The sequence below is a fragment of the Weeksella virosa DSM 16922 genome (assembly GCF_000189415.1).
GTDB classification, from domain to species: domain Bacteria; phylum Bacteroidota; class Bacteroidia; order Flavobacteriales; family Weeksellaceae; genus Weeksella; species Weeksella virosa.
In genome coordinates this window covers 35,276-51,933 of the sequence record NC_015144.1, presented here as the reverse complement: position 1 = coordinate 51,933, position 16,658 = coordinate 35,276, and the positions used below count along the sequence as shown (strand labels likewise).

Below are 16,658 nucleotides of genomic sequence, written 5' to 3'. Positions count from 1 at the left end.
AAATGAAATAGAATTAGCGGAAAAATACCAACGCTTTATAAAAAAGTGGTCAAAGACAACGAAGTTTATGTCTTGTTCGGAGACGCCGGTGCGAGCGTCCCGCTGGTTGCTGTTGGCATTTAAAAGACACGAACAAGATGCTCGTGCCGGCGGAGGAGCAAGTGTTTCAGTATAAAAAACTAGTCATGCTATTCAAAAAGGATGTGAGTGATGAATTATCAGCCTATACTTTATAGTCATTTTCTCTTTCATAATTGGTATGAAAAAATATTTTATATTTTTTCATCCGGCACAACAGACGATTATTATATTCCTAAAAATAGGATTCAAGGTTATGCACATTTGGAAAATATCCCAAATGAATGTGTTTTTCCTAAGATTACTGCGTTATCAGTAGAGTGCGCGGAGTATGACGCTATTGAAAAACTTCCTGAGTGGGTATACCAGTTAGAAAATCTTGAAGCCCTATCAATTCCATGCAGTATGCTAAAAGATGAAAAGTTCATAAACTCTGGGGTGTTTCATCAATTAAAAACCTTGGTTATAAACAGGTTGTTAGGGCTTGAGAATCCCAAAATATTATTAGATGGTGGCCGTTTGGGAAATATTATAAATTTATTTATCAATTTTCCTACATGTGAAATAATAAATACCTCTGCAATGAAAAAAATCAAGTCATTTTCTATGGATTTAGAAGATAACAACATTTTTGATTTGAGTGCTATTGAATTTTTAGGCCACCTTGATTTCTTAAAACTTCAAAATATTCCTGCAAAAGTGACTTTATCCAACCTTTCTGATATTAACTTAAAGGGGTTGGTAATAATCAATTCATTAAATAAGAAACAAAATCTATTGTTATTGATTAATAAGCATAAGTTAAAACATTTGCTCTTAAACAATTGTTTATCAACTTTAGATTTGAAGGATATAGACGACTCTTGTGAGTTAGAAGAGTTGATTATTCAAAACTGTAAGAAAGTTACGGGATATGAAAATATATCTCAGATAAAAACCTTAAAATATTTGGAATTTTTGAATTGCAAACCTGTTATGACTATAGAGGAAAAAAATAAATTATTGGAAATGAATTTGAATTTTTTTAAAAGTGTTTAATTGGGAGAGGACGCAATAACCCCGCCGGTGCGAGTGTTCCACTGGTTGCCGTTGATATGAAAAATTTTACAAATAAACTCAGCTATCAAAAGCAATACTATGAATCCGTTAGAAATCATTAAAAACTTTATAAAATCCTAAAAAAAAATAATTCAATGAATAAACTAAAAGAGCAGTTTCAAAAATACGGTTTCACCGAAGTATTCGAGGTGCTGGCACCCCAAGCCCGGGCCGCCATTCACATGCTTCCGGGAGAAGTGCAAAGCGATGAACAAACCATAAAAACCGGAGCTTCCAAATTAGGCGGTTGTCCGGATTTGCCCAAAGGGCAGCCTTGGTTAACCAATGAGGAAACGGGAGACCCGATGAGTTTTTTTGCACAAATTAATTTGGCTGAAATTCATCCTTTTGATGCCGGGCATGAACTTCCATCCAGCGGAATGCTTTATTTCTTTTACGATGTCAAATATTTTTCATGGGGATTTGATCCGAAGAACAAGGTCGGCAGCCGCGTATTTTTTTATGAAGGTCCGCAGGAGGCTCTGGAGCGGGTGCCAACCCCGGAAGGAGCCACAGAATATAGAGCTTCATCGCTATCGTTCAAAACCGTTGAGGAAGTTTCCGAAATTTCAAGTCATTTAGCAAATGCAGATATTACGGAAGAGCAGGAAGATGATTATTTAGATTTGCTGGATGAGATGTCCAGCGGCGAAGCGATACACAAATTGTTGGGGCACTCCAATAACATCCAAAACGGTATGGAACTGATGTGCGAATTGGTTCATCATGGCATCTACTGCGGAACTTCTGCGGCATATCGCGACCCAAAAATTAATCAATACCGCGAGCAGGTATCTCGCTGGAAGCTGCTCTGCCAAATTAATACGAGCAACGACCACGGAATCGCTCTTGGCGACGAAGCCTGCCTCTATTTCTGGATAACCGAGGAGGATTTGAAAAACAGACATTTCGAGCGGGCTTGGCAAGTATTACAAAGTTATTAATCATCATTTTAAAACCAACTCGCAAAAAAATTGATTTAGAGATTTTTCACCACCAAATTCATTTAAAAGTGAAATAATAAGCAATCAAAATTATGATCATACTTGAAATTTTAGCCACAATCATAGCCATGACGTTTAAAAGCATAATTGGTGTTCCTTTGTTACTAATTTTAATCTTTTTTCTACCTTATTATTTTATTATTTCTTCGTCCTTCATGAAGAAAATCGCTGCTAAGTCAGGTGCAAGAAATAAAAAAGAACGAAAGAAATTTTTGGATAAATTCTGGAGTGTTGGAGGGATAGTCTATTTTTTACTTATAATAAGCATTTCAATCGTTTTCCGCACAGGCGGTAGGGTGGAACAATCTATTGCCAACCAATTCGGTACAGAAGCTAAAGCATTGATGTATGAAAAATCGAACTCGGGTATAATCTTAAATTACAGACCGGCCTACAGATGCCATTTTGTATTTCCGTTGCCCGATGGAACGTACGCAAAAGCCTCTATGCTTGATATCGATATGAATAGACTGATTACCAGTGGAGAACGTGTTACCATTAAGTATCTGCCTTATTCGATGAAAATTTATCCTGTAATTAGTATAGTTAGATAAAGTAAAACGTGGTCAATAAAATAATAAAATTCAACTTATTAAAGGATACAAAAGATTAAAAAGGAAAAATTATGAACTCACAGCAAATTGATTTAGAAATTTCTCACCATCAAATTCATTTAAGAAGCGGAGATTTTAACCCCAAAAACGAACAATGGAGCAAAGAGGATATTATACAGGGTGCAATTTTGACAGCATCGCATGTAACATTCGACCCCATTGTTGATGGCGATTTTGCAGCAATGGTAACGGTAAGTTTTCAACACGAATTTACGGCATCCAAAGACGCGTTGAGAATTATCAAATTTCCTTTTACGGTGGTCGGAGATTTGGTGCTCTCATCGGTGCCGGCAGAGCACACCTTATTGGTTTCGCCAGAAGAAGGAACTTATACGGGATATTTTGAAATCTGCGAATCCGAAGAGGTTTCAGAGGTGTATTATCAATTTACCTTTGTCTCTTTTGGTGGCGAAAAAGAAGCCCGTTTTGTGATGGATGACAATTTCGGAGGCAAAAAAGACGAATTATTAATAGTACAATAAATTTTGAATACTAAAAAGGAAAATATGATCAGCATTGAAAACGATCGTCTTGATGGTTTTACTTTAGGACAAAGTAAAGAGGAAACAGAGCAACAAAAATTTGATGCATCTCTATACCGTTTGGAGTTTGAAGAGCAAAACGGTCGTCCGGTTTTAATAACCGTGTCGGTTCGTGATATTCCAAACTTCAAACTCAACGGAAACGAAATCAACTTCAACAATTTAGAGGAGTTCTTAAAGGAAGAAAATCCGCTGGTGGATGATTATATTCTTGTATTCACTAAATACAGATTAACATTGATACCGGATTTTAAAGAGAAGTTATTTGCAGAAGTTTTAATATACGATGAAAGCGTAAAAGACCTTTATGAAGAATCGTATGATGATTATTATTTGAATCTTAAGGAATGACGAGTAAATAAAATTTTCACCCTTAAAAACAGGAAAACATGGCATTTCCATTAGACGAAAAATTCATTACCGACACAGAAAACGAACTCAATGTTTTGTTTCCCAACGAGTTCAAAACCAAAATGATACAAGAAAACGGTGGAGAAGTATTTACCGAAGACGACAATTGGCAACTTTATCCGTTTTTCGATCAATCGGATAAGAAGAGAATCAGTCGCACCTGCAACCATATCGGGCTCGAAACCAAACAAGCAAGAGAATGGATAAACTTCCCAGACGATGCCGTTGCCATTGCAGGAAACGGTTGTGGAGACCACTTGGTACTGCTCACTACAGACGGAGGCAAGAAACTTGGCGAAGAAATTTTTATCTGGCATCACGAGACCGGTGAAGTTGAAAAGACCGCCGAAACCATCACTGAACTTCTCGATGATGGTTTTGAGGATGAAGATTTTTATTTTTAAGAAAGGATAGGGTATGCAAGAAGCAGCAAAAAAACAACTATTGAAATCACCGGACAGTGAAAAAGAATTGCTGATTTGGGGAATCCCCATTGAAAAAGTAGATGAAATGGCAGCACTGGGAATTCCGCTTGCTGCATCGGGAGACATTGGTATTTCGGAGGTTTTTAATCCGAAGAAGACACATCCTGATTTCGTATTTCCGTGGGTTGGGGCCACACCTGTAAAAGATGTTGCAGCAATGCCCGAAGAGGTGGTGATCTGTTTGAAAAAGGTCAAAGGCGTTCACTTCGACCTCCTTGTATACAATAACTTTTTCATCGTATCCGAGAAACTCTACGAATATATGGTAATTAATGGATTCAACTACGAAAACGGCAAAAGCATCGCACATATATTGGATACAAAAGGGAAAAAACTAACAGAAGAAAAGTTTTATTTGCTTAGGTTTTATTGGTGGGAAATTACAACCGAAGAGGTTGGTATATTTACGAGTGAGGATGAGAGTTCTCATCCCAGAGCTATCACGCATTCATCCAAAAATTTTCTAATGACAACACAGCTCGGCTATGAGAATGAATTATTTGTAAATAAGCAACTGAAGGAGGATATTGAAGCAAAATTTAAAAATCCCACCCTGTACACCATGAAAGAATGGGAAGAATTAAATAAGGAAGATTGGGAGTTTTAATGATTTCCTCCCGCTCGTAACTGTTTCGTAGAAATTACCCATACAGCAATAACATCGAACACAGAAAAATCAAAAACGCTATAAAGAATTTTTAAAAAAGTAAAACATGAAACGAAATATTGCTATTGTATTTTTTATTGGTGGATTTTTGGCAGTGACTTCCTCCGACAAAATAAAAGAAGCCTATCACGATACCTTCAATGAAAACGAACTCAATGTTTTGTTTTCCAACGAGTTCAAAACCATAATGATACAAGAAAAATGAAACTATATTCCATTTACAGTAAACTGCTCAATTCAGAGGCTTACATAGAGCTGATGAATCGCGATAGAACGGAGATAAAATTTTATTTCTTATATGATGAAGGCGAACTAAATACCAAGCCTAAATTTAGGGGACAGGAAGGTTTTAACACTAAGAATATTAAACTTACTGATAAATATGACAGCATAGATAGTCTGTTGGTGTTTTCTACTGATTTTTATGAAAAAATGAATCTTCTACTCAAAGACGAAATGCAGTTTTTTGAAGCAGAGCTAATGGTAGATAATGAAATCATTAATTGTTATATTGGGAAAATAACCAACATTCAAAGTATTTTAAATGAAGAGAAATCAGAATATGATGAGTGGTTAGGGGATGAAGATGAGCCTTTTGTAGAAACGCCAGTATTTATGAAAGAGATTCACAATACTGTTTATTGTGTTAAAAACACATCCAGACAAAATATTGTAGGATTTACAGAGTTGTTCAAACAACAGGTAGAAAATCAAGGTTTAAAAATTGATTTTCGGGAGGTTAAACAATAATTTCAACTTTTTGATTTAACGGGATTTAATCAATGCCAAACTTTTCATAAGTCTCACACTGATATGGTAATTGCTTCTCATTTGCTTACATAGTGCTGATGAATCACGATAGAACGGAGATAAAACTTTAACTTCTAAATTAAAAAAATAATGACGCACAAATTTTGGGGAACGATAAAAGAAGATGATTGGGCAGAGTTTACTTCCGATATTACTTTTTCTCACCCGTTTTTTAACGAACAAAATATTGAAATTTTTTTGGGCGATGAAGACGGCGAAGAAATAGAAGATTTCCCTACCGAACAGCAACTGACGGAATTTGCAGAAACCTACCAAATGTTTATTGAGGATATTGAGAGTAAACTCCAAAGCATCCAGAATAAAGCGTTTGAAAGATATTTAGAATTATATGCACATTTCTACGAAAATCCTGATAAATCTGGGAAACCAGCACTAAATATCGACAGTGTAGAAAAACACAACGACGCCATTAAAGACATGACGGCTTTGAGAGTTTCGGGTGGCAAAATACTCCGGTTATCCATCAGATACCTTTTGGATACAGAACATGGGCTTGAATTCAAATTCGTGGATAATCAATTGGTAAAGATGGGTGGAATTGCAGAAACATAACGATAAAACGGAAATAAAATTTTGAATACTAAAAAGGAAAAATATGGAAAACAAAACAAACTTCTGCGAAGAAGACATCAGCGAATTAAAAGACGGTTTAACTCCTTTTCCCGAAGAGGTATTCGTGGCAGAACAATCCTGGCTGAACGATTGTTTCCTGCCCTTGATTTCGGTGGATTTAGGAATATTACGCACCGATTTGGCAGGAACGGTAGTGCATTTTCTTAATCCGGTTGAGCCAGCAGACGGGCTTCTCGGCGAAGAAACAGAAGAATTTCACAATGAGTTTTGTGCAGAAAATTGGATTGCATTCAAACTGACCACGGATAATAAATATAATTTTTTAGCCGATAAAGACTATTTCCTTTCTTTATCGGAATGCGACGAAGATTTGGCAGAACACATACAAACCATGCGGGATACCTTCCAAACCGTAAAATCCAAATACAAGGAAAAAGGACAACTGCTGTCTTGGCAAGACTATCCCGACGCTCTGAATTTTATCGACAGACTGGACGGCGAAATTTTAGGGGGCAATTGGGTAGATACCGTAGATATTCCGTCTGCATTTGAAATGAATTTCGAAACTCCACCCGAAGATTCAGACAGCGACGGCATCTCGATTTCTTATCAGGGAAAAGAGTTGATGTATGTTGGGGAAGTTGCCGGATATAACTACTGCTCGGAAGGTGCCGATGCTATTATGATATTTTACGAACCCGAAAACCGGATTGTATTATTCACTTACGATTGGTCATAAAATCATTTTCAAAAATCATAATTGGGGATTTTAATGCTTTCCTTCCGTTCGTAACTGTTTCGTAGAAATTACCCATACAGCAATAACATCGAACACAGAAAAATCAAAACGCTATAAAGAATTTAAAATAATAAAACATGAAACGAAATATTGCTATTGTATTTTTTATTGGTGGATTGTTGGCAGTGACTTCCTGCGACAAAATAAAAGAAGCCTATCACGATACCTTCAATGAAGACAAACAAACCAAACTGGAACGAATATATAATACGCCTGGTTTTGTTGATAATGAAGAGAAAGAAAAATTAGCCGAGTACCTCTACAACGAAGCTCTGAAACTCATGCAGGAAAAAGAATTGGAGGATCCTACAACTTTGAGAATTTTACAGGAATATAAAGAAATCAATTTTGTGGAACCCATGAAAAATAGAATAAACGAGTTGAAAGAAGCTCCAAAAAACTTTCTTGCCGATCCCGATAAGCTCAAAGCCATTCAGCAGGAACTGCAAGATCTTTTCCCAAACAAGCAGCTGCAGATTTCGGGAGGTGCTATCATGATTAATCAAAACATGGTTTATTTGGATTTGGTTGACCCCGAAAATCCTGAATATGTAGATAATTATACCTATAGGAAAGTAAAAAACGAATTCAAATGGGTAAAGGGCGATCCTGTAAAATCACACCGTATATCTAAAAAGATCCAACCGATTGTTGATTTTTCCACTGCCAACAAACTGTTTTTGGTTGCCAAAGAAAAGATGAAAACCATAGAAGGAGCCAATAAACCAAAAAATGTTTACTATTATCTGCACAACCAGAAATGGCAAACAACCATTGATGCGGCCCGTGAAGACTATATAGTGCAAACCGACACCAATGGAAATCTTACCGAATTTAAGAAATTATAAGAAGTTGTTTTTTTGTTCATGTAAAAAAACAATACTGGTCAAAAGAAATGTTTACAATAAACGTAAAGAAAACGATTGGTATAGAAAATACAGAATAATTTCTTTGTTCTGTCTATACTATAATAATGTTTTATGGGTTTATACGATTTAATCTTTAATTAGCTTTTGGATAGTAGTACCCTTCTTAGAAAGAATTTTTATCAGGTATAGACCACGAGTAAGTTTGCTAACATTTATTTTGTTTTCGCCAGAATTAAGGTTTTCTGTGTGTACTAATTTTCCGTCGAGAGTATAAATACTAAGCGTTGCATTTTTTTCATTTTTTGCATCAACAATTACAAAATTCTTAGCAGGATTCGGGTAAATTTTTGTCTCTATTTTTTCGATAGGATTTTCAGACGTACCCATCGAACTCATCACAATACGTTTAATAAGCTGGGAACCGAATTCTACTACCAAGATATCACCATTCGCTTCGATGGCTACAGAAGATGGATAATTGAGGTCATTTGCCAGAATTTCAATGTTGCTTCCATCGGCATTCATTCGTTTCACTTGCCTGTTGAAGGTGTCGGCTACTACGATTTTGCCATCAGGTTGTATAGCTATACTATAAGGATACGAGAAGCCGTGGCCTATTTTTTCTAGATTGCTGCCGTCTTCGTTCATACGAATAATTTCGCTGTTGCCGGTATTGCATACTAGAATTTTGCCATCATTTTCTATTGCTGTTTTTCTTGGACTAAAGAATTGATCTTGGAGTATTTGAATGTTGCTTCCGTCGATATTCATCCGTTTCACTTGGGTATTGAAGTTGTCAGTTATTAGCAGTCTGTTTTGGTTGTCCACAGTCACAGAATAGGGATTATAGAATCCTGATCCGATTGTTTGGATATCTGTTCCATCTGCATTCATTAGTTTTACGGCGTTTCCATTATAATCTGCTACGGCAATTTTGTCGTTCTTCGTGTAGGCTACATCCCATGGATTTTTGAAACCAGAGCCAACTGTTTCCAAATTGGTTCCGTCTCCATCCATCCGAAGTATTCCGAGTTCTTGATCTGCTATAATGATTTTACCGTCTGGCTGAAGTGTTATGCTTGTAGGTGTATTATAGCCTTCGCCCAAGATTTCTACTTTATAGTTTTGTGCAATGGCAAAATTAGAATATAAAAAAATAACCAGTGCCAAGGAGTAAAGTTTTTTCATCGTTAAAGTTTTTATTTGGTACCTGACAAGGTAGGAATATGTTTTTTATTAACAATGGATTTTATGAATTTTTTTTAAATAAAAAAGTATATAAACTTACATTAGTCTGTTTAGTAGGAGATGAAGAATAAAAAAAAAAAGCGTTTACAAAAAGTAAACGCTTTTTTCAGGAAGTGGTCCCAGTTGGGCTCGAACCAACGACTTGCTGATTATGAGTCAGCTACTCTAACCAGCTGAGTTATGGGACCTGAATTTTAGCGGTAAACAACCCCAGCCACTTGGGGTCTGATGCTTAATTCGAGTGCAATATTATAACATATTTTTTTAATTACAAAATTATTTTTTATCCATACAGAGTTCAACCAATACTCCATTGGTGGTTTTTGGGTGTAAAAAAACGACTAACTTATTGTCTGCTCCCTCTTTAGGCGTTTCGTTGATAAATTCGAAACCTTCTTTTTTTAGTCGATTAATTTCGTATTCTAGATTTTCAACCCCGAAGGCTAGATGATGTACACCTTCTCGATTTTTTGTAAGGTATTTTGCAATTGCACTCTTTTCGTTCGTTGCTTCAAGTAACTCTATTTTGGTGTTTCCTACCGAAAAAAATGACGTTAATACATGTTCCGATTCTACAAGTTCTTCTTTATATGGTGTATGTCCGAGAAGTTTAGAGAATAAGTCGTTAGATTGTTCTAGAGACTGAATAGCAATTCCGATGTGTTCTAGTTTCATTTTTTTGCGTTTAAGAGTTTAGATTATTTTCGGCATCTACCAAATGTTTTTGTTCCCATTTGCTGATAGAAGCTGTTGACAAAGCATTTCCTAAAACATTCGTCATACTTCTTGCCATATCACAAAAATGGTCGATAGGTAGGATTAGTGCAATTCCTTCTGGCGGAATTCCGAACATAGAACAGGTTGCAATGACAACGATCAACGAGGCACGAGGTACTCCTGCAACACCTTTACTTGTCAGCATCAATACCATTAGCATCAAGATTTGTTTTTCTATTGGCATGTGGATGTTGTAAACTTGTGCTATGAATATACTTGCAAATGTCATATACATCATACTTCCATCTAAGTTGAATGAATAGCCAAGCGGAAGGGTGAAGGATATAACTTTTTTATCGGCTCCGTAATCTTCTAGTACTTCTACTAGTTTAGGGAAAACGGCCTCACTACTTGTGGTAGAAAATGCTATTAACAGGGGTTCTTTGATATGTAGTAGCAAAGATACTAGCTTTTGTTTTCCTAAAATTAGATAGCCCACAAAAATCAGGACTATCCATAGTAGCGCTATACCTAGAACAAATGCTACTAAGAATTTTCCATACATGATGAATACACCGAATCCATGTTTGGCAATAGCAGCTGCAATTGCACCAAAAACACCTAGTGGGGCAGTCCACATGATGTATTCGACCATTTTTAGGACTACATGAGATACTTTTTCCAATGCATTGGTTAGCATTTCACCTTCTTTGCCATAGGCTGCTAGGGCAACACCAAAGAAGATAGAGAATACAACTATTTGTAGAATTTCATTGGTTGCGAAGGCTTCGAAAACACTTTTCGGAATCGTATGTGCCACAAAATGTTCTAGTGTTAGGGCAGAGGTAGAGTTCTTGAGCAAGTCGGCAGCATCTAGACTACTTATCGAGAGGTTCATATTATTACCTGGTTGTACTAAGTTGACAATGATTAAACCTATTGTTAATGAAACCAATGAGGCAGTAAGGAACCAACCCATTGCTTTTCCACCGACACGTCCTACAAGTTTCATGTCGCCCATTTTGGCAATTCCGACAACGAGGGTAGAAAATACCAAGGGTGCAATAATCATTTGGACCAAACGAATAAATATAGTACCTAAGAGTTTAATGTTTTTAGAAAAAGAATCTGCACTTTCTGGTAATACATAGAAAACGCCTCCTCCTAAGATTATACCGCCAATGAGACTGAAAATAATGGCTAAAAAAAGTTTGTTGTTTTTCATAATATAATTTCTGTGCGTGAAATTAAGAAATTGTTGTAGAATTTCGTTAATTATTTATTTTTTCTTCAAAAGGGATTTCTGGATTTAATATTTCTCGGATTAGATTTTGGAAATAAGTCAAGCTGTCTTCTACAATTTTATAAGTTATCATTGTACTTTTGTTGTAATGGAGGTAAATAGGTTCTTTGTTTAGAAATTTGATCGGGTAGATACTCAACTGAATTTCTTCTTCTTGTTGTTGAATTTCATTATAGTACAGGTGTGCATAAGTTATCAATTGTAAATATTTGGCTTTATTATCCATCTCGAAAACCTCTTCTATCTTGTCCGAAGCTAAATTTAGGTTGTCGATTTTTCCTGTTTTATAATCGATTATTCGTTTTGTCCCATTTACAGAATCTATCCGGTCGATAAATCCTTTTACTTTTACTTTCCGATCACCAATATCCATCAAGAAATTGTATTTTTTCTCAAGAAATAAAATCACCAATTCATTCTCTTGTGCTATTTTTTTATCACGCTGTAAAACGCCTTCGACGATTTTTCTAGCTACATTTTTGATGAGTAAGTTTTCGCCTCTATCTAGTTCACCTTCTTTGTACTCTTTTTTTAAGTTGGCTTCTAAAACCTCATCAACTTTATTTTTTATTTCTTCAAAATCTTTTTCATGTAGAGCGATATTAAGATAATCTTGGTATAAAGTTTCTAGAGTACCGTGTACGATTTTTCCCAGTGTCTTCGCACTAATTGTTTCTTCGGCCTCTTCTGTTTCATCGTTCGATAAAATTACTCGTTCATAAAACTCAATCGGATTACGAATATAGGTTGATAGTAAGGTGGGTGAAATTCCGATATTTTCTGCCCAGTCGATAAGTTTCTCCATCGTTTTGGGCGTTTTTGGTATCACTAATTTATTTTTTGGGATAATTTCGAAATGCGGTTTTGCGTAATTAATCACAACTTCGTGTGAGCTTTCATAAGCAATTTGTTCTAAAAATCGACTTTTTTCTCCTGATCCCATCGCATCCGAATCTGTATTGTAAAGGAAATGTACTGTTTTTGCACGTGATAATAAGCGGTAAAAATGATACGCATAAATCGCATCATTTTCTGTAAATGTATTAAGGCCTTTTTCCTTTCGGATATCGTACGGAATAAATGTATTGTTTTGTCGCCCGAGTGGCAATATACCATCATTTACAGAGGTCATAATTAGATGATCAAAATTAATTAATCGTGTTTCTAATAAACCCATAACTTGCAATCCATCAAGTGGTTCTCCTATGAAACTTAAAGTTTCACTTTGTAATAGTTTTTGATACAAAAGATACAATGTTCTAAAACTAGTTGAAGCTTTTAGAGTAGCAATTTCTGTGCGTAAACTTGTGAAAATTTGTTGAAAATAGAATAAATATTCGCGCATCAAGTCATTGTCTATTTTGGGGTTTACGAATAAGTCTGCTATGAACTTTTCTATAATAGACAATAAATCGTTTAGATTGTTTGGTCTCGAAAATAAGGGGCTAAAAATCGAATCAATTAAAAAATCTTGTAAGAATTTCACTGAACTGAAAACTTTGTTTTGGGAATGTATAATTGCAATTAATTGCTCGTCATTTTTGCAATGAAAAATTTTTAGCGACGGATTCTCTAGAATATCCAATATGTTTTTGAAGTAAAAAGCTGTAGAGTTTCCTAGTTTTTCTCGGTTCATATGCAACTCTAAAATAGACTTGAAAAAATGAGCTAAAGGAATGTTCTTCAGTGGAATTCCCATCGATATATTGATGTGTTTTACATTGTTTGGCATTGCATTTAGCAAAGCAGGTAACAACATTTCATCTGCCAAAATTAAAGCAGTATTTTTTAGTTCTTCTTCGGTTTTATGTCTGAGTAGTTCGTTAACATATTTTGCTTGTGCAACGTTTTTACTAATTCCTGTGACTTGGATTTGTTTTGGAGAAGCGAAATCATTAAATGTCCATGACCATTGTTTTTTTGTTTTCTTTTTGTGTCTTCGTAAAAATGCACCAGACTCTTGCTGTGGCTGTAAATAATATTCATCAGCATCCCAGAATATTTTTGCTTTTTGTTCATTTTCCAATCCAAATAATATGGCCTCTTCTGCTTTTGTAAGTGCATTGAAGCCAGCAAAAACATATTCTATAGGCGAGTTTATAGCTTGATTAATTTGCTCGGCCGCAAGTCTATTTGCTAATCCATAATAGGCTTTTTTTTCGGTCAATAAATCTTTTCTAAATTGATTATAAAACAATTTTACACGTTCATTAAACTCTAAGTGACGCTGAATTAATGTGTGTTTATCGGCTTCTCCAATTTCCAGTCCCCAATTTTTTATTCGTTCTATCGAAACCATGTATTCAAAAAAATGATCCGTATCGACTAAAGAGGCATCAAGATCATCAAAGTCCTTGAGGGTTGTAGGTGCCCACTTCAAGAAATCATCAAAAGTTTCTAAATCTGGAAAAACTTTTTCGTAGGAATTGTAAGCAAAAAACCAAAGCGATAAACCAGAAATTAGTTGCACATTCGCCATTTCGGAAACAAATTCTTCTATGCTAATCATTTTAGGTAGAACGACTTGTGATGTTTTTTGCTGAAAAGCTTTTTTAAAAAACAGCATTGGTCTTTTTCCGGGTAGAACCAATGTCGTCTGTAATAATTTTTCAGTATCCTTGAGCAGTTCATCAACTACTTTATCTATAAATTTTGACATTTCTGTATGCTTACTAAAAAGGTGAATTTACTCTAAAATAATCATAAAATAAATAGTACAAAAACCTCTATTATCTTTTGTGGTGTTTTTATTAGAATGGATAAAAAAAACAATCGAAGGAAAAATAAATGTCAATTCATATTGTTAGATGATTCTAATTTTGTAATTTTGCTAAACTAAGTAAAGTATAAAAAGCAATCAAAACAATGCATTTAGGATTATTAGAAAAAGGACAAGTCGGGATTATTCAAAATTTAAGTACCGAGTGCAGGCAAGAAGTTCGCCAACGCTTACTCGATTTAGGTTTTGTTCGCGGTGCAGAGATTTCTATCCGGTATATTAGTCCACTCGGTGATCCGATAGCTTATTCTATCCATGATACTTTGATTTCATTGAGGAAAGAAGATGCAGTAAAAGTATTGATTGATCTGAAAAAGTAAACTATGAAGCCCAATATAGCCTGTGAAATTTGCGAATTTAACTATTCATCTGATCTAAAAAAACTTGGTGATTTTTCGGGTAAGTTCGACTTTACCATTGCTTTAGCCGGAAACCCAAATACAGGGAAAAGTACAGTTTTCAATTCACTCACCGGCCTAAAACAACATACTGGCAATTGGCCCGGCAAAACAGTAACCCGCGCCGAAGGGAGTTTTTCTTATCATAACAAAACCTATAAAATTATAGATCTCCCTGGAACTTATTCGTTGTTATCAACTTCTGATGATGAACAAATTGCTCGTGATTTTGTACTATTTGGACAGCCAGATGTTACGGTTGTGGTAGTGGATGCAAGCCGTCTAGAGCGAAATTTATCGTTGGTTTTGCAGATTCTAGAAATTACCAATAAAGTTGTTTTGTGTATAAATCTGATGGATGAAGCGCGTCGTCATCATATAGAAATTGATAGCCGCACGTTGTCGAAAGATTTAGGAATTCCGGTTGTGGAAACAAGTGCCCGATCTAAAGAAGGAATTCCAGAATTATTAGTAGCAATTCGTCAAGTTGCCGAAGGAGATTTTATTGCAAGAAAAATACCACGCTTTCAATTGTCAGATAATACAGAAAAAGCCGTTAATGATTTATCGGGGCGTTTAGAAAAACTTTTTCCTACTTTGCCCAATACGCATTGGCTGGCAATGAGATTGATCGAAGGTGATGCGAGTATTTTGAGTTTTTTGGAAGAAAAAATCGATTCGAAAAATGAATTGTATGATTTGATTTCGCAAGCCGAAAAATATAAAAAAGAATTGGGCGATGATTACCGAAATGATGTAGTGGAAGCGATCTATAGCAAGGCAGCAAAATTGGTAAACGATAATGTGACGACAGATAAAAATCGTCGTTCTTTCCGTTTAGATCGTTCGATAGATAGAATAGTTACACACCGATTTTGGGGTTTCCCAATTATGCTTTTTTTATTAGGTGTTGTTCTTTGGTTAACGATTGTTGGGTCTAATTATCCATCAGAATTGCTATCGAAGTTATTGTTAGAGAATGTTTATCCATTCCTAAAACAAGGTGCCGCTTCGCTAAAATTTCCGTGGTGGCTTAGTGGTTTTTTAATCGACGGCGTCTATATGTCAACGGCTTGGGTAGTTTCGGTCATGTTACCTCCGATGGCTATTTTTTTCCCATTGTTTACATTGTTAGAAGATTTTGGATACTTACCTCGCGTAGCTTTCAATTTGGATCGACTATTCAAAAAATCTGGCGCACATGGAAAACAAGCCCTAACCATGACCATGGGTTTTGGGTGTAATGCAGCAGGTGTAGTAGCTACAAGAATTATCAATAGCCCAAGAGAAAAATTAATTGCAATTATTACCAATAACTTTTCATTATGCAATGGTCGATGGCCAATGCAAATATTGATTGCGACTATCTTTTTAGGAGTTTTAGTTCCAGCAAAATGGTCGGGAACTATTTCTATGTTGGCTGTAATTTTTATAGCTGTTTTAGGAATTGCCTTTACTTTTTTCACTTCATGGTTGTTATCCAAAACATTGCTAAAAGGTCAGGCTTCTTTCTTTACATTAGAATTGCCACCGTATCGTCCGCCACGTTTTTTTCAAACCATTTATACCTCAATTATCGATCGTACTTTGATTGTTCTTTGGCGTGCGATTGTTTTTGCAGCGCCTGCAGGTGCAGTTATTTGGTTAATTTCTAATATCCCTATTGCCCATCAAAGTTTAGCAATTTGGATAATCGATGCGCTCAATCCTTTTGGTGTTTTTATTGGGCTGAATGGGGTTATTCTCTTAGCCTATATTGTCGCAATACCAGCCAATGAGATTGTGATACCGACCATTCTAATGTTATCTGTTTTAGTGTTAGGCGATAGTACTCTAGGTGAAGGAGCAGGGGTGATGTTTGAAGGTTCTTCTGGGGAGATAGCTACTTTATTGCATACTGCTGGATGGACAACCTTGACTGCTGTTAACTTAATGCTTTTTAGTTTACTACACAACCCGTGTAGCACGACGATTTATACCATTTATAAAGAAACCGGAAGTAGGAAGTGGACTGTTGTAGCAACTTTTCTACCAATAATCTATGGTTTTATTGTTTGTTTTTTAGTCACTAGAATTTGGCATTTATATAGTTAATTATTTTTATTTGTTCAGGAGCATTTCGTTTAGAGGCAATTTTACATTTCTTTTTTAGAAGGTAAATGAGCTTTTAAACGATTTGCGTATCTTTGTTAATCAAAAAAAAATCCTATTTGTTTTTGAGTAGGATATAAACAGAAAGTCA

General features: G+C 35.6%; 18 protein-coding genes and 1 tRNA gene. 14 read left to right on the top strand and 5 right to left on the bottom strand.

Features of this window, described 5'->3' with window-relative positions:
• Positions 1–207 precede the first annotated feature (207 nt).
• The 12 genes from WEEVI_RS00255 (at position 208) to WEEVI_RS00205 (ending at position 7,950) form a co-directional block, all read left to right on the top strand.
• Positions 208–1,116, top strand: a complete 909-nt coding sequence (locus tag WEEVI_RS00255) for a hypothetical protein (protein ID WP_126414808.1) — start codon at positions 208–210, stop codon at positions 1,114–1,116.
• A gap of 155 nt (positions 1,117–1,271) precedes the next feature.
• Positions 1,272–2,120: a YwqG family protein gene (locus WEEVI_RS00250; protein ID WP_013597174.1), complete on the top strand. Its 849-nt coding sequence runs from the start codon at positions 1,272–1,274 to the stop codon at positions 2,118–2,120.
• 92 nt (positions 2,121–2,212) lie between these two features.
• The gene (locus tag WEEVI_RS00245) at positions 2,213–2,734 is read left to right on the top strand and encodes a hypothetical protein (RefSeq protein ID WP_013597173.1); all 522 of its coding nucleotides are present in this window, start codon (positions 2,213–2,215) and stop codon (positions 2,732–2,734) included.
• Between the two features lie 71 nt (positions 2,735–2,805).
• Entirely contained in the window at positions 2,806–3,276 is a 471-nt protein-coding gene (locus WEEVI_RS00240; RefSeq protein WP_013597172.1) for a competence protein ComJ, read from the top strand.
• A 24-nt stretch (positions 3,277–3,300) separates the two neighbouring features.
• Positions 3,301–3,687 carry a hypothetical protein gene (locus WEEVI_RS00235; RefSeq protein ID WP_013597171.1) on the top strand — a complete coding sequence of 129 codons (387 nt, stop codon included), beginning with the start codon at positions 3,301–3,303 and terminating at the stop codon, positions 3,685–3,687.
• A gap of 38 nt (positions 3,688–3,725) precedes the next feature.
• Positions 3,726–4,151, top strand: coding sequence for an SMI1/KNR4 family protein (locus WEEVI_RS00230; RefSeq protein ID WP_013597170.1), 426 nt, complete (start codon positions 3,726–3,728; stop codon positions 4,149–4,151).
• Between the two features lie 13 nt (positions 4,152–4,164).
• Complete coding sequence (locus WEEVI_RS00225) at positions 4,165–4,839, top strand: Imm43 family immunity protein (RefSeq protein WP_013597169.1); 675 nt, start codon at positions 4,165–4,167, stop codon at positions 4,837–4,839.
• A gap of 106 nt (positions 4,840–4,945) precedes the next feature.
• Entirely contained in the window at positions 4,946–5,104 is a 159-nt protein-coding gene (locus WEEVI_RS11290) for a hypothetical protein (RefSeq protein WP_013597168.1), read from the top strand.
• A gap of 53 nt (positions 5,105–5,157) precedes the next feature.
• On the top strand, positions 5,158–5,649 hold the full coding sequence (locus tag WEEVI_RS00220; RefSeq protein WP_260181930.1) for a hypothetical protein: 492 nt from the start codon (positions 5,158–5,160) through the stop codon (positions 5,647–5,649).
• 150 nt (positions 5,650–5,799) lie between these two features.
• Positions 5,800–6,282 (top strand): DUF6985 domain-containing protein, encoded by a 483-nt coding sequence (locus tag WEEVI_RS00215; RefSeq protein ID WP_013597166.1) that lies wholly within the window; start codon positions 5,800–5,802, stop codon positions 6,280–6,282.
• A gap of 43 nt (positions 6,283–6,325) precedes the next feature.
• The gene (locus WEEVI_RS00210) at positions 6,326–7,042 is read left to right on the top strand and encodes a hypothetical protein (RefSeq protein ID WP_013597165.1); all 717 of its coding nucleotides are present in this window, start codon (positions 6,326–6,328) and stop codon (positions 7,040–7,042) included.
• Positions 7,043–7,179: 137 nt separating this feature from the next.
• The gene (locus WEEVI_RS00205; RefSeq protein ID WP_013597164.1) at positions 7,180–7,950 is read left to right on the top strand and encodes a hypothetical protein; all 771 of its coding nucleotides are present in this window, start codon (positions 7,180–7,182) and stop codon (positions 7,948–7,950) included.
• Between the two features lie 147 nt (positions 7,951–8,097).
• Here WEEVI_RS00205 and WEEVI_RS00200 read toward each other — a convergent pair whose 3' ends face one another.
• The 5 genes from WEEVI_RS00200 to WEEVI_RS00180 all read right to left on the bottom strand — a co-directional run bounded on the left by WEEVI_RS00200 (position 8,098) and on the right by WEEVI_RS00180 (position 13,898).
• Positions 8,098–9,159: a T9SS type A sorting domain-containing protein gene (locus WEEVI_RS00200; protein WP_013597163.1), complete on the bottom strand. Its 1,062-nt coding sequence runs from the start codon at positions 9,157–9,159 to the stop codon at positions 8,098–8,100.
• 174 nt (positions 9,160–9,333) lie between these two features.
• Positions 9,334–9,407 (bottom strand) — tRNA-Ile (locus WEEVI_RS00195).
• Positions 9,408–9,495: 88 nt separating this feature from the next.
• Entirely contained in the window at positions 9,496–9,894 is a 399-nt protein-coding gene (mce, locus tag WEEVI_RS00190; RefSeq protein WP_013597161.1) for a methylmalonyl-CoA epimerase, read from the bottom strand.
• Positions 9,895–9,904: 10 nt separating this feature from the next.
• Positions 9,905–11,161, bottom strand: a complete 1,257-nt coding sequence (locus WEEVI_RS00185; RefSeq protein WP_013597160.1) for a dicarboxylate/amino acid:cation symporter — start codon at positions 11,159–11,161, stop codon at positions 9,905–9,907.
• Between the two features lie 46 nt (positions 11,162–11,207).
• On the bottom strand, positions 11,208–13,898 hold the full coding sequence (locus WEEVI_RS00180; RefSeq protein ID WP_013597159.1) for a PD-(D/E)XK nuclease family protein: 2,691 nt from the start codon (positions 13,896–13,898) through the stop codon (positions 11,208–11,210).
• A 206-nt stretch (positions 13,899–14,104) separates the two neighbouring features.
• On the opposite strand from WEEVI_RS00180, the gene WEEVI_RS00175 reads away from it, so the two are divergent.
• A complete protein-coding gene (locus tag WEEVI_RS00175) occupies positions 14,105–14,338 on the top strand; it encodes a FeoA family protein (RefSeq protein ID WP_013597158.1) in 234 nt (77 codons plus the stop codon).
• 3 nt (positions 14,339–14,341) lie between these two features.
• Positions 14,342–16,510, top strand: a complete 2,169-nt coding sequence (gene feoB, locus WEEVI_RS00170; protein ID WP_013597157.1) for a ferrous iron transport protein B — start codon at positions 14,342–14,344, stop codon at positions 16,508–16,510.
• Positions 16,511–16,658 lie beyond the last annotated feature (148 nt).

Coding starts and splice junctions, on each gene's coding strand:
- WEEVI_RS00250 (WP_013597174.1), top strand. CDS start 1,272: ATGAATAAACTAAAAGAGCAGTTTCAAAAATACGGTTTCACCGAAGTA.
- WEEVI_RS00245 (WP_013597173.1), top strand. CDS start 2,213: ATGATCATACTTGAAATTTTAGCCACAATCATAGCCATGACGTTTAAA.
- WEEVI_RS00240 (WP_013597172.1), top strand. CDS start 2,806: ATGAACTCACAGCAAATTGATTTAGAAATTTCTCACCATCAAATTCAT.
- WEEVI_RS00235 (WP_013597171.1), top strand. CDS start 3,301: ATGATCAGCATTGAAAACGATCGTCTTGATGGTTTTACTTTAGGACAA.
- WEEVI_RS00230 (WP_013597170.1), top strand. CDS start 3,726: ATGGCATTTCCATTAGACGAAAAATTCATTACCGACACAGAAAACGAA.
- WEEVI_RS00225 (WP_013597169.1), top strand. CDS start 4,165: ATGCAAGAAGCAGCAAAAAAACAACTATTGAAATCACCGGACAGTGAA.
- WEEVI_RS11290 (WP_013597168.1), top strand. CDS start 4,946: ATGAAACGAAATATTGCTATTGTATTTTTTATTGGTGGATTTTTGGCA.
- WEEVI_RS00220 (WP_260181930.1), top strand. CDS start 5,158: ATGAATCGCGATAGAACGGAGATAAAATTTTATTTCTTATATGATGAA.
- WEEVI_RS00215 (WP_013597166.1), top strand. CDS start 5,800: ATGACGCACAAATTTTGGGGAACGATAAAAGAAGATGATTGGGCAGAG.
- WEEVI_RS00210 (WP_013597165.1), top strand. CDS start 6,326: ATGGAAAACAAAACAAACTTCTGCGAAGAAGACATCAGCGAATTAAAA.
- WEEVI_RS00205 (WP_013597164.1), top strand. CDS start 7,180: ATGAAACGAAATATTGCTATTGTATTTTTTATTGGTGGATTGTTGGCA.
- WEEVI_RS00200 (WP_013597163.1), bottom strand. CDS start 9,159: ATGAAAAAACTTTACTCCTTGGCACTGGTTATTTTTTTATATTCTAAT.
- mce (WP_013597161.1), bottom strand. CDS start 9,894: ATGAAACTAGAACACATCGGAATTGCTATTCAGTCTCTAGAACAATCT.
- WEEVI_RS00185 (WP_013597160.1), bottom strand. CDS start 11,161: ATGAAAAACAACAAACTTTTTTTAGCCATTATTTTCAGTCTCATTGGC.
- WEEVI_RS00180 (WP_013597159.1), bottom strand. CDS start 13,898: ATGTCAAAATTTATAGATAAAGTAGTTGATGAACTGCTCAAGGATACT.
- WEEVI_RS00175 (WP_013597158.1), top strand. CDS start 14,105: ATGCATTTAGGATTATTAGAAAAAGGACAAGTCGGGATTATTCAAAAT.
- feoB (WP_013597157.1), top strand. CDS start 14,342: ATGAAGCCCAATATAGCCTGTGAAATTTGCGAATTTAACTATTCATCT.